The 13,387-nt window shown below is 61.8% G+C and carries 8 protein-coding genes; 6 read left to right on the top strand and 2 right to left on the bottom strand.

Annotation, left to right across the window (positions count from 1 at the left end; all coding sequences use genetic code 11):
• The first annotated feature begins 13 nt into the window (after nt 1–13).
• From E0E29_RS03640 to ggt, 6 genes are all read left to right on the top strand, one after another.
• Nucleotides 14–931 (top strand): ABC transporter permease, encoded by a 918-nt coding sequence (locus E0E29_RS03640; RefSeq protein ID WP_130848677.1) that lies wholly within the window; start codon nt 14–16, stop codon nt 929–931.
• A 63-nt stretch (nt 932–994) separates the two neighbouring features.
• Nucleotides 995–2,596 (top strand): ABC transporter substrate-binding protein, encoded by a 1,602-nt coding sequence (locus E0E29_RS03635; RefSeq protein WP_130848676.1) that lies wholly within the window; start codon nt 995–997, stop codon nt 2,594–2,596.
• 207 nt (nt 2,597–2,803) lie between these two features.
• Nucleotides 2,804–4,405: an ABC transporter substrate-binding protein gene (locus E0E29_RS03630; protein WP_130848675.1), complete on the top strand. Its 1,602-nt coding sequence runs from the start codon at nt 2,804–2,806 to the stop codon at nt 4,403–4,405.
• Between the two features lie 145 nt (nt 4,406–4,550).
• The gene (locus E0E29_RS03625; RefSeq protein WP_130848674.1) at nt 4,551–5,528 is read left to right on the top strand and encodes an ABC transporter ATP-binding protein; all 978 of its coding nucleotides are present in this window, start codon (nt 4,551–4,553) and stop codon (nt 5,526–5,528) included.
• On the top strand, nt 5,525–7,102 hold the full coding sequence (locus E0E29_RS03620) for an oligopeptide/dipeptide ABC transporter ATP-binding protein (protein WP_130848673.1): 1,578 nt from the start codon (nt 5,525–5,527) through the stop codon (nt 7,100–7,102). The genes E0E29_RS03625 and E0E29_RS03620 overlap by 4 nt, the downstream gene beginning before the upstream one ends.
• 344 nt (nt 7,103–7,446) lie before the next feature.
• Nucleotides 7,447–9,075, top strand: coding sequence for a gamma-glutamyltransferase (ggt, locus tag E0E29_RS03615; protein WP_130848672.1), 1,629 nt, complete (start codon nt 7,447–7,449; stop codon nt 9,073–9,075).
• Between the two features lie 40 nt (nt 9,076–9,115).
• Here the strand turns inward: ggt and E0E29_RS03610 are convergent, their stop codons facing one another.
• Nucleotides 9,116–9,505 carry a hypothetical protein gene (locus E0E29_RS03610; protein WP_130848671.1) on the bottom strand — a complete coding sequence of 130 codons (390 nt, stop codon included), beginning with the start codon at nt 9,503–9,505 and terminating at the stop codon, nt 9,116–9,118.
• 2,672 nt (nt 9,506–12,177) lie between these two features.
• The gene (locus tag E0E29_RS03600; protein ID WP_130848670.1) at nt 12,178–13,197 is read right to left on the bottom strand and encodes a DNA polymerase; all 1,020 of its coding nucleotides are present in this window, start codon (nt 13,195–13,197) and stop codon (nt 12,178–12,180) included.
• Nucleotides 13,198–13,387 lie beyond the last annotated feature (190 nt).

Genomic DNA, 13,387 nt, shown 5'->3' with positions numbered 1-13,387 from the left:
AGGGACTCACACGATGGACAACAAGCACGGGAACCCCATCCGCGTGGCCTTCCGGAAGCTCTTCCAGAACAAGCTGGCCACACTTTGCTTTATCATCCTGATCCTGGAGATCATCCTGGTGGCTCTGGCCCCCGTCATTGCCCCTTACGGCTATGACGAGCAGGACCCCTCCATCCGCCTGCGGCCCGGTTTCTGGGCCCAGTGGACGGTGGTCACAGACCCCAACGACCCCGACTATAATCCCAACAAGCAGTATGTCCCCGGCCACATCCTGGGCACCGATGAGTATGGCCGCGATGTGCTGTCCCGTCTCCTCTATGGCGGCCGGGTCTCCCTGATGGTGGGCTTTGTCTCCACCGCCATGGGCCTGGTGGCCGGCGTCATCTGCGGTCTGTTGGCCGGCTACTATAAGCGGCTGGACAACCCCATCATGCGCATCATGGACCTGCTGTTTACATTCCCCGGCATCTTGCTGGCCATGCTCATCATCGCCATGCTGGGTGTCAATACCTTCAACGCCATGCTGGCCATCAGCATCTGGTCCATCCCCTCCTTCGCCCGGATGGTCCGCGGCAAGGTCCTCCAGGTCAAAGAGGAGGACTACATCATGGCCACCCGCAGCCTGGGCGCCAAGGACTCCCGCATCATCTTCATCCACATCCTCAAGAACTGCCTGCCCGTCATCATCGTCATCGCCACCATGCGTATGGCCACCTCCATCATCTCCATCTCTACTCTGAGCTACCTGGGCATGGGCGTGGTCCCGCCCCAGCCTGAGTGGGGCGGCATGATCGCCACCGGCAAGCAGTACCTGTGGGATGCCCCCAGCCTGATCTTCATCCCCGGCATCGCCGTGATGATCACCGTGATCTGCTTCAACATCCTGGGCGACAAGCTGCGCGACATTCTGGACCCCAGTCTGAAGGACTGATTGCCAACCGATATGTCAGCCAAAGGCAGCGTCATATAAAACCAACAAAAGGAGAGAAGAAAAATGAAGTTATGGGAAAAGCTGCTTACCCTCAGCGTGACCTGCGTTCTGTCTGTCTCTCTGCTGGCCGGCTGTAGTGGTACGACGACTTCCAGTACAACTGCGCCCGCCGGTACCGAAAGCGGCAATGAGACCGCTGGGGGAGAGATGTTCAACATCGCTCTCACCGCCGCTTTCACAGGTTTCGATCCCCTGCGGACCAACGACTCTGCCTCTACCTATGTCAATGCCCAGATCTACGAGACCCTCTATCGTATCAATCCTGAGACCGGCGAGTATGACCCTCTGCTGGCCACCGAACTGCCCGAGTACTCCGAGGATGGCCTCACCGTTACCGTGAAGCTGCGTGAGGGCGTTACCTTCCACGACGGCACTCCCTTTAACTCCGAGGCCGTGAAGTACACCTTCGACCTCATCAAGGACCCCGACTTCGGTTCCGCCCGTGCCTCCATTGCCAGCTCCATTGACACCATGGAGTGCCCCGATGACTATACCATTGTGTTCCACCTCCTCTATGAGGACGGCGTGTTCACCGCCAAGCTGGCCCACACCAACTCCGCCATCGTCTCCCCCACCGCCCAGCAGAACCAGGATTTGATGGTGGACCCCTGCGGCACCGGCCCCTATAAGTTCGTGAGCAGCGTCTCCGGCTCCAACGTGGTTCTCACCCGGAACGACGAGTACTGGGGTGAGGCCCCTGCCATCAAGGACGTGACCATGACCTACATCGCCGATGAGTCCACCGCCGTGTCCCGGATGGAGACCGGAGAGGCCGACTTCATGCCCAACATCAGTGTGGAGCAGCTCTCCCGCGTAGAGAGCAACGCTTCCCTCACCGCCGCTACCTCTGAGGCTGCCGCCCTCTATTATGTGGGCATGCGCGCCTCCTCCTCTGCCAATCCCATCATGGCCGAAGAGGACTTCCGCATCGCCATTGCCAAGGGCATTGACAAGGAGGGCTATGTGGAGTACATGATGCAGGGCTACGCGGAGACCGCCTACTCTGTCCTGGGTCCCAAGATCTTCGGCTATACCCCCGAGGCTGAGGAGGCCAACATCGCCTATGATCCCGAGGGTGCCAAGGCCATCCTGGACGCCCATCCCGGCTGGGCCGATGAGAAGCTCGTCTTCCTGGTGCCCTCCACCCCCGGTTACGCCAAGATGGGCGAATACTTCCAGGCCAGCCTGAAGGACGCCGGCTTCAACAACGTGCAGATCGAGACCCTGGACTGGACAGCCTGGCTCACCGAGAGTCAGGTGGACAACCGCTTTGACATCACCGTGTACGGCTGGTCCAATGTGACCCGTGACGGCTCCGAGCTCATGGAGCCCAACTTCCACTCCGTCAACGGTCAGAAGCGCATGCGGGCCACCGAGGAGGATGCCGCCAAGCTGGACGCCTATATCGATGCCAGCAAGACCACCTCCGACACTGCCGTCCGCACCGAGAACCTGCAGGCCTGCAACAACATGCTCATGGAGGAGGGCTATGTCCAGCCTGTCTATAACTCCGTGAACATCTTCTGCTACAACAACAAGTACACCAACATCACCCGTGACCCCGGCGGCGCGTTTTATGTCATGGACTTTGAGTACGCCAGCTGAGTGCCGCTCCGGCGCGTGTAGGTCCCGGCGGGCCGCTCCGCCCGCCGGGGACCGCTCTGCAGCCTAAGACACCCCTTAAAAAGGCGGCGCCTGACATGGGGGAGAAGACCGGTGCCGTTCCGGCAGCCCCGTCTCCCCGCTCTTGCGTTTGATATGCACACCCACTGCGGTGACATATAACAAAATCAAAAGGAGAGAAAAGTAGAAATGAGATCCTGGAAAAAGCTGCTCAGCCTGACCGCAGCCTGCGCCCTGTCTGTCTCTTTGCTGGCTGGCTGCAGCGGCACCACCACCCCCGCCACCGAGCCTGCCGCCTCCGGCAGCGGCGATGCCGCCGCCACCGACGGCAAGATGTTCAACGTGGCCCTGACTGCCGCCTTTACCGGCTTTGATCCTCTGCGGACCAACGATTCCGCCTCCACCTATGTCAACGCCCAGATCTATGAGACGCTGTACCGCATCGATCCTGAGACCGATGAGTACATGCCTCTGCTGGCTGCCGAGATGCCTGAGTACTCCGAGGACGGCCTCACCGTCACCGTGAAGCTGCGTGAGGGCGTCACCTTCCACGACGGCACCCCCTTCAACTCCGAAGCCGTGAAGTACACCTTTGACCTCATCAAGGACCCCGACTTCGGCTCCGCCCGCGCCTCCATCGCCGGTTCTATCGACACCATGGAGTGCCCCGACGACTACACCATCGTGTTCCATCTCCTCTATGAGGACGGTGTGTTCACCGCCAAGCTGGCCCACACCAACTCCGCCATCGTCTCCCCCACTGCCCAGCAGAACCAGGACCTGATGACTCAGCCCTGCGGCACCGGTCCCTACAAGTTCGTCTCCTCCGTGTCCGGCTCCAACGTGGTGCTGACCCGGAATGAGGACTACTGGGGTGAAAAGCCCGCCATCAAGGACGTGACCATGACCATCATCACCGATGAGTCCACCGCCGTGTCCCGGATGGAGACCGGCGAGGCCGACTTCATGCCCAAGATCAGCGTGGAGCAGCTCTCCCGCGTGGAGAACAACTCCGCTCTCACCGTCACCACCTCTGAGGCCGCCCAGATCTACTACATGGCCCTGCGCGGTGACTCCTCCGTCAACCCCATCATGGCCGAGAAGGACTTCCGTATCGCTCTGGCCAAGGGCATCGACAAGGAAGGCTATGTGGAGTACATGATGCAGGGTTACGCCGAGGTGGCCAACTCCGTCATTGGTCCCAAGATCTTCGGCTATGATCCCTCCGCTGAGGAGCACAACATCGCCTACGATCCCGAGGGTGCCAAGGCCATCCTGGACGAGCATCCCGGCTGGGCCGACGAGGAGATCACCTTCCTGGTGCCCTCCACTCCCGTCTACTCCAAGATGGGCGAGTACTTCCAGTCCAGCCTGACCAACGCCGGCTTCAACAACGTGAACATCGAGACCATGGACTGGTCCGCCTGGCTCACCGAGAGCAAGGTGGACGGCCGCTTCGACATCACCCTGGCCGCCTGGTCCAACGTGACCCGTGACGGCACCGAGCTCATGGAGCCCAACTTCCACTCCGTGAACGGCCAGCGCCGCGTGCGCCTGAGCGCCGAGGACTGGGCCCTGGTGGACGGCTACATCGACGCCAGTAAGACCACCTCCGACACCGCCGTGCGTACCGAGAACCTCCTCAACTGCAACGCGGTGCTGATGGATGAGGCCTACATCCAGCCCATCTACAACTCCACCAACCTCTTCTGCTACAGCAATGAGTACACCAACGTCACCCTGGACGCCGGCGGCACCTTCTACATCTGCGACTTCCAGTACGCCGCGTAATTGATTGGTACATTTCCGGTCCCCGGCGGGCGGCTGCCCGCCGGGTCCACCGGACTTAAGACACATGGACATGTGTCTTAAGGTCTGTTCCCCGCCTCCGGGCGGAGACCGGACCTTAGGACACAGCAAGGAGGCAGATCTTCCTATGGGAAAAGTGCTTGAGGTGAAGGATCTGGTCACCACCTTCCGGATCGGTAAAAAGGAATACGAGGTGCTGCGGGGTATCTCCTTCGACATCAACGAGAACGAGACCGTGTGCATGGTGGGTGAGTCGGGCTGCGGCAAGAGCGTCACCACCCTGTCCATCATGGACCTGCTGCCCAACAACGGCCGGGTGGTCTCAGGCAGCATCAAATTGAACGGCCAGGAGCTCACCACCATGTCCCCCAAGGAGCGCAACGCGCTCCGGGGCAAGCGGATGGGCATGATCTTCCAGGAGCCCATGACCGCCCTCAACCCCCTGCTGACCATCGGCCGTCAGCTCACCGAGGGCCTGCGGCTCCACAAGGGCCTCAGCAAGGAGGAGGCCTGGAAGGTGGCCGTCACCTACCTGGAGAAGGTGGGCATCGCCAACCCGGAGGACCGGATGAAGCAGTACCCCTTCCAGCTCTCCGGCGGCCTGCGCCAGCGCATCATGATCGCCATGGTCATGGCGGTGGAGCCCAGCCTGCTCATCGCCGACGAGCCCACCACCGCCCTGGACGTGACCATCCAGAAGCAGGTGCTGGTGCTCCTTAACAAGCTCAAGAAGGACGTGAGCACCGGCGTCCTCTTCATCACCCACGACCTGGGCGTGGTGGCCGAGATCGCCGACCGGGTCATCATCCTGTACTCCGGCCGGAAGGTGGAGGAGGGCAGCATTGAGACCATCTTCGCCAAGCCCCTCCACCCCTACACCGTGGGCCTGATGAAGGCGGTGCCCAACGTGGACGAGGACGACTTCGACATCCAGCCCATCCCCGGCACCTTCCCCAACATCACCGAGGACATCGGCGGCTGCCGGTTCCACCCCCGCTGCCCCTACGCCACCGAGCGGTGCCGGACGGAGGTCCCTGCCGAGCTGGAGATCGAGCCCGGCCATACGGTTTGCTGCCATAAAGTGGAGGAGGAGCGCGGGAAATGAGTGACGAGAGAAAGGTGCTTCTTGAGCTCAAGAAGCTGAAAAAATACTTCCCCGTCCGCCGGGGCGTGAGCATCAAGGCCCTGGAGGACGTGTCCTTCTCCATTTACGAGGGGGAGAAGTTCGGCGTGGTGGGCGAGTCCGGCTGCGGCAAGTCCACCCTGGGCCGCGTCATCCTCCAGCTCTACCCCCAGACCAGCGGTGCGTGTATCTACCACGGCCGCACCCGGGACGAGATGTGCCCCAAATATCTGGCCAAAGAGGTGGCCAAGCTGCCCGAGTACCAGAAGAAGGCTGGGGAGTTTTATCAGAAGTCCCTGGAGGTGGACAAGAAGGCGGAGGTCCTGAAGAAGGAGATCGACGCCCTCTCCGCCTTGGGCTCCAACAAGGAGGTAAAGAAGGAGGCCGCCCTTCAGAAGAAGCTCAGCGCCCTGGAGTTCAAGTCCAAGGAGCTGAAGAAGGACGCCTCCCGGCAGCTGCGTGAGGGCTCCCGGACCGTGGGCTCCCTCATCCTCTGCAAGGATCTGCCCGCCATCCAGGCCCTCTACGACAAGGCCCAGAAGGAGACTGCACAGGCCGCCGAGTCCATCCGGAAGTTCCGGGACCTGGAGAAGCAGTACGAGGAGGGCAGAGTGGCCGGCAAGGCCGACGCCGCCCTCAAGGAGAAGATGGAGGCCGCCCGCAAGGAGGCCCAGAGCCATGTGGAGGCCGCAAAGGGCTTCCGGGTCAAGGCGTGGCAGGACTACCAAGGCAAGGACGTCCTCCCCATCACCGAGCGCACCCTGGACCCCGCCTACCAGGCCAAGCTGGACGGCAACTATGAGACCGGCATCAACCTGGGCAAGCTCACCAAGGAAGAGATGCGGGACATGCGCCGGGAGATGCAGATGATCTTCCAGGACCCCGCCGCCAGTCTGGACCCCCGGCAGTCCATCGGCAAGTCCATCGAAGAGGTCTACGTCATCAATACCGACTACCCCGCCGATGTGCGGAAGGAAAAGGTAATGGAGCTGCTGGAAAAGGTGGGCCTCAAGCGGGAGCACTACTACTCCTACCCCCACGCCCTCTCCGGCGGTCAGAAGCAGCGTGTGGGCATCGCCCGCGCCATCGCCCTGGACACCAAGTTCGTAGTGCTGGACGAGTCTGTCTCCGCTCTGGACGTGTCCGTCCAGGCCCAGATCCTCCAGCTGCTCAACGAGCTCAGTGTGGAAAAGCACCTCACCTACTTCTTCATCACCCATGACCTGGGCGTGGTCAAGCACTTCTGCGACCGCATCGTGGTCATGTACCTGGGCAACGTCTGCGAGCTGGCCGAGAGCAAGGAGCTCTTCCACAACCCCCTCCACCCCTATACCGACTCCCTGCTGGCCGCTGTGCCCCGGCTGAAGATCGGCCAGGAGCACTCCACCGAGTCGGTGCTGGAGGGCGACGTGCCCAGCGCCATGAATCCCCCCAAGGGCTGCCCCTTCCACACCCGCTGCTCCAAGTGCATGGACATCTGCACCAAAGAGAAGCCCCCTATCGTGGAGAAGGAGCCCGGCCATTTTGTGGCCTGCCACCTCTACGACAACAAATAAGGACCTTTTTCATTTCCTGGGGCGCTTTGCGCCCCAGGAAATTGAGTCTGTCGACAAAGTCGACAGACTCTCTCGCACGTGCAAGCACGTGCTCGAAGGGGATGCAGGCCGCTGCATCGCACTCGCTGCGCTCGCACGTTTGCGGCCTGAGCAGTGTTTTTCCCGACGCACATGTCGCCGGGAAAAACAGACTGCACTTCCTTCCGTCGTCTGCGGACGACGGAACTCTGCGAGGCTTTTCTATAAAAAACAACGCTGATTGTTCTTTGATACATTTCATTTCCTGGGGCGCTTTGCGCCCCAGGAAATGGCACGTTATTCAGAAAAAATAAGGAGGCCGACCTATGTATACGCCCTTCGACCCCGTCTACCAGCCCTATTCCTCTCAGCGCTACCCCATTTATGCCCGGGGTGGTATGGTGAACTGCTCCAGTCCTCAGGCCGCCGCCGCCGGTCTGGAGGCCCTCCAAAACGGGGGCAACGCCATGGATGCCGCCGTGGCCGCCGCCGCCGCCCTCACCGTGGTGGAGCCCTCCGCCAACGGCATCGGCTCCGACGCCTTCGCCCTGGTTTGGTCGGCCAAGGACCAGAAGCTCTACGGCCTCAACTCCAGCGGCCCCGCCCCTATGGCTGCTTCCATCGAGAAGCTGCTGGCCGACGGCAGCGATGAAAACGGCAAGATGCCCACCTACGGCTGGACTCCGGTGACGGTGCCCGGCGCCCCCATGGCCTGGGCCGAGCTGACACGCCGTTTCGGCCGGCGGACCCTGGCCCAGAACGTGGCCCCCGCCGTCCGCTACGCCCGGGAGGGCTACCCCTGCTCCCCCAACCTGGCCGTCATGTGGAAGCGGGCCTTTGACAAGTTCCAAAAAACCTGCACCGGCCCCGTCTTTGACGAGTGGTACAAGACCTTCACCCCCGAGGGCAAGCCCTACGAGGCGGGCGATCTGATCCGCCTGCCCAACCACGCCGACACCCTGGAGGCCATCGGTGAGACCGATGCTGCCGCCTTCTACACCGGGGAGATCGCCAAAAAAATCGACGCCGACAGCAAGAAGTTCGGCGGCTACCTGCGGTATGAGGACCTGGCCGCCTACCAGGCCAAGTGGGTGGAGCCCATCAAAGTGGACTACCACGGCTACCAGGTCTGTGAGATCCCCCCCAACGGCCAGGGCATCGTGGCCCTCATGGCCCTCAACATCCTCAAGGAGTTCGACTTCCCCGAGAAGGAGAGCGCCCTCACCTACCACCGCCAGCTGGAGGCCATGAAGATGGCCTTTGCCGACGCCTTCCACTATGTCACCGACCCCGACCACATGGAGCTGGACTACCACCGGCTCTTAGACCCCGCCTACGGCGCCCAGCGCGCTGCCGAGATCGGGGAGACCGCTCAGGTCTATACCCACTCCATCCCCCCCAAGAGCGGCACCGTCTACCTCTGCTGCGCCGACGGGGAGGGCAACATGGTCTCCTTCATCCAGTCCAACTATATGGGCTTCGGCTCCGGCGTGGTGGTCACCGGCACCGGTGTCTCCCTCCAGAACCGTGGCCACGACTTCTCCCTGGATGAGAAGGACGCCAACGCCCTCAAGCCCGGCAAGCGCAGCTACCACACCATCATCCCCGGCTTCCTGATGAAGGACGGCAAGGCCGTGGGTCCTTTCGGCGTCATGGGCGGCTACATGCAGCCCCAGGGCCATGTCCAGGTGGTCATGAACTACGTGGACTTCCATCTGGACCCCCAGCAGGCCCTGGACGCTCCCCGCTGGCAGTGGATGCGGGACAATACCGTCACCGTGGAGACCCGGTTCTGCATGGAGATGGCCCGCAAGCTCCAGCGCCTGGGCCATGACATCCGGGCCGACCTGTCCACCCCCAGCTTCGGCCGGGGCCAGATGATCGTCCGGCTGGACAACGGCGTGCTGGTGGGCGGCACCGAGTCCCGTACCGACAGCAACATCGCCTGCTACTAAAAAGCATAAAAAGGCCTGCACCGAAAGGTGCAGGCCTTTTTTATGTCTTTTCGTCAAAGGATACGCCGCAGTTGCGGCAGGTAATGGAGATCTTGCCTTTACCCCGGGGGACCCGGAGCTGCTGACCGCAGTTGGGACACTTGAAATAGCGGTGCTCCTTATCCCGGTGGATGGTGCGCTGGAGTTTGAACCAGCGGATGACCGGTCCCGCCACGGTGAGAAACTTGGCGTTCTCTGCCCGGCGCCGGGCGTAGTTCCGGGAGAGGACCCGGAAGAGCACCACTAGGATGCACAGGAGATAGAGGAAATAGAGGGGGGAAGCGTCCAGGAACAGGTCCAAAAGATAGAGGACCAGTGCAACTCCGGTGAGGCAGAAGTTGAGCTGATCCCAGCCATACCGGCCATAAAGGAGCCGTTGTATGAAGTTCATGGCCGTTGCCTCCTTCCGTTCAGGTGCTGATACGCCTTGATTTTCATGTATTTATCATAGCCGTAGGATGTGTACTCGTCAAGAAAGCAAACGTAAACAAAGTGTGAATAGTTGGGAGGCAGTAGGATAAAAAACGCCGCAATCGACTGCGGCACGGCGGATAGGAGGATTTTTGACCCGGTGTGCTTTTCGGCCTATTAGGGCTGAAAAGTGGCCATAAAAGAGGGCTTATGCCCTGTGCTGTTGCAACCTGTTGCACACTTTTCAGGCAATAAAAAAGGCCGCTGCGGTGTTTATCCGCAGCGGCCATTCTCATTTCTTCTGGGTCGGGCTGATGCCCTGCCCGTAGAGCCAGTCAGACATCTCGCGCTTTACCTCGGCGTTAACCTCCGACACCAGATCGGATACCTCGTCGGAAAGTTCCGTTCCAGTCAGTCCCTCCAGCCCGTAGTCGGTGTAGGCGGTAACAAACTTCTCACGGAACATGGACTCATACCGCTCCTTCTGCGCGCTGCTCAGGACATACTCATATCCCGGCGTGTACGGGTCTGTGAAGGAACCCTGCGCGCTAAAGTCTGCGGCGATGACGGATGCGGTCGTGGCCGGGTCGAAGCCAGCGCCCAGGGCAGCTTCCCGGAGCGACCCCCCGCTCTGCTTGGAGAGCGCCTTGGCGATAAAGTAGTCGCTGGGGTCGAGGTTCAGCTCATCCTCAGCGGCTCTCAGCCGAAGCACCCGGGAGTCGGCGTCGTAACCGGAATTGGTGTGGTACTTGGCCAGCTCAGATGCGTAGGTGTACGCCGCCTGCACGGCCTGCACCTTTGCAGTATCCGGCAGCCTGGCGTAGTCCGGGGTGCTCGTAAGGTCGGACACCAGCTGGTAGGACATTTGCCCGCGCTCGATGAGGTGGTCCTCGTACTCATCCTGCGTCATAGCGTATTGCTCTCCGCCAACCGTGAAGTATTTCGCGGCCCGCTTCGGGAACACACCGGTGTCCTTCGTTTCCTCTGCCAGCCGGATGAGCTCACGATCCACGCTGGTGGTCTGGATCGTGTTCGCGTACCCGGGGGACAGGAAGTTCTCCAGCGCCCGCAACGCGATGTTGGGCTCCGTGTCGCTCCGCCCCCATGCGTCGATGTAGAGCATACGCTGCTCAGAGGCAACCGGGATCTTACCGAGAACAGAGGTCTGGTAGGTCCGGGATGCCCAGCTTTGCAGGCTGCCCATCCCTGTGGGGGTGAAGCTGGTCCGGCGGCTGTCGTCCATGGTGCGCGCGACCTGCCCGAAGAGCGTGGGAACGCCCTGCGTCAGGTAGCTGCCGCCCACCGTTTTAAGGATGTTCGCGAGAGCCTGGTCCGCACTGTCGTAGCGGACCGATGCCAGAGTCTTATTAAGGCCGTCCAGCATGGAGAGGGACAGAACCGGCTCCAGTAGTGTGGCGATGGCGTCCGGCAGGTCACCGGCGCTGAACTCACTGGCCCTGGCCCGATATGCCTCCACGCCCACGAATAGGGGCAGCGCGACGGGGGCGGTCCAGTCAATGGTGTAGCTCACGTCTCCGATCCGCAGGGAGTACGACTGTTCCCCCTGGAGCTCCTGGAACTCGTCTTCGGGTTCATCTCCGAGGCCGCCGACCAGCCACCCACTGCTGGCCAGGAACCACCCCATAGCGGAAACACCGGTCCCGGTAAGGCCCGCACAGATGTTGTCCACAGCTTCCGTGGCAGTGATCTCACCCTTTCGGACCCGCTTCAGGTCCCGGATAATATTCACGATCAGGCCCACGGGGCTGTACTCAACGCCGCGCTTGATGATGTTGATGGGGGTCTTGGTGAAGGGGACCATGCCGTCCAGGAAGATTTGCGCGGCAGGGCCGCCCGTCCGCTTGAGGTGGTTCAGGTTGGAAGCCAATTTGCTGGCGTCGCGGTAGGTGGCCTTCTGCGCCTCGCGCACAGCGTAGGCCCGAGCCTCGTTCAGGAGGGCCCGGCCCTCTCGGGTGGCGTCAGCGCCGCTGAGGGTACTGACGTCCGCCTTCCGCGCGGCCAGGAATCCGGCCAGCGCGTGCTCGTAGGCACCGCGCAGGAAGAACCAGTCCTCCCGCTCCAGCAGCTCAGAGTTTTTCCGGCTCAGCCACTCGATGGGTGTGTCGCCGAAGATCTTCCGTGCGTCCCGGATCTGGTCGGCGATGTTCTGCTTTCCGCCGCCACGCAGGATTCGTTCCATTTCGACTGCATCCGCCTTGGCGAAGTCCCGGGTCTCCTTCGTGCTGAACGCCTTGGTCCGCTCCTCCTGGGAGATGATACCGGCGCGCTGGAGCTGGCTCTCCGTTATGGTCGCCAGCACGTCCTTGGCCAGCCGGACGGGAACAAAGACAGCGTTTCCCATGAAATTTCGGACGTGCGTTCTGGGGTTGCCCAGCATGGACAGGTACCGCCAGGCGTTCCAGCGGTCGAGCAGCGTCACGGGGAGCTGGTCTGCGATGTTCTGGATGAGCTCACCCATCGCCGCGTCGATCTCCTCCTGGGTCTTGGCCTCCAGCAGCTTTCTCGCCAGTGCGGGGTCAATGGTGATTTCCTTCCCCAGAAGGCGCAGGTCTTTGTGCTCCGTGTTGAAACGATCCACCGTTTTTTGCAGGTAGTAGAGCTGCCCGGACGGTGTCATGTTCTTGAGCATGGTCATGGCCTGCACGATCTGGCCGGATTGGGTACCCGCCATGGCGATCTCGGAGAGGAGCTGCATGGCCGTGGCGGTATCCTTGTTGTTGGCCGCCTCCACGTACAGCTTTTCCGCCATGACGATGTCGGTCTTGTCCAGCCGCACACCAGAGTCGATCTTTGCGCGCCACTCGTGCAGGAGCGTCTCAAAGCCCTTAACCGAATGTGCGCCCAGTTAAGTCCACCAGCCTTGCCACAGGCGACCATTCCTTTCTCGGTAAGTATTTTGTGATCCGTGGTGATCTCCACGCCGTTTACGCGGATGACCTGTTTCCGGCCTCTCCTGATGAGGCCCTCATGCCGGACCCAGGAATCGCCGTCCCACACCATGTCGTTTGTGGTCACCCGCTCGATGGGGACTGGCCCCCGGTCTGTCAGAACGAGCTGCCCTTCCGCGACGCAGGCCAGCACGGCGGTCTTGGCCGCCTGCCGCCGGTGGTGGTTGCACCCGCCCTTGGCGATGGTCTCCTTGGGGACGTGGAACATCATGGCCCCGGTGGCCTCGTAGATCTGGCCCTTCCCCCGGAACTCCTCCAGAGCCCACTCCTCCCCGGCGATCCAGGCCAGTACCCGGGCCTCGATGGCGGAGTAGTCGCAGACGATGAAGGTGTGCCCTGGCTCTGGGATGAGGGCGGTGCGGACCAGCTCCGACAGCGTGGAGGCCACGTCCCCATAGAGGAGCTTCACTCCCTCCAGGTCCCCGGAGCGTACCAGCGCCCGGCAGGCGGTCAGGTCCGGCATTTTGTTCTTGGCCAGGTTTTGCAATTGAACGCGCCTACCGGAATTGCCCGTGATCCACACCTTGCCCCCGCGTCGGACCATGAAGTACCCGGTGGGGGTCTCGGCGCAGTACACAACCCCGGAAAACCCGGTGGTTTCGGTCTGCCGTCCCGTGATTCGGGAAACCCTCCCCGGATTGAGCCAAATGTTGACGGCGTACGCCGTACTCCAGCGTTCGTTATCCCGGGGCTTCTCGACCAAGGTGGCGCTCAGGCCCGATGTGACGGCCAACGCCTGCACCAGGTCGGCGTTTTGCTTGGTCGTGGTCGTGTATCAGACTTCCTCTGTTCGTATTCCAGCCTGGCCTCGTCGCTGACGCGCCAGTGGCGTCCAACTCGGAAGCCCTTCAGCTTTCCGGTGCGGAGCAGGTCATACACCACGTCTGGGCTAC

Source organism: Intestinimonas timonensis (assembly GCF_900626145.1).
Taxonomy (GTDB): Bacteria; Bacillota; Clostridia; order Oscillospirales; family Oscillospiraceae; genus Intestinimonas; species Intestinimonas aquisgranensis.
The sequence above is the reverse complement of the archived record's forward strand: the minus strand, read 5'-3'. Positions and strand labels throughout refer to the sequence as shown.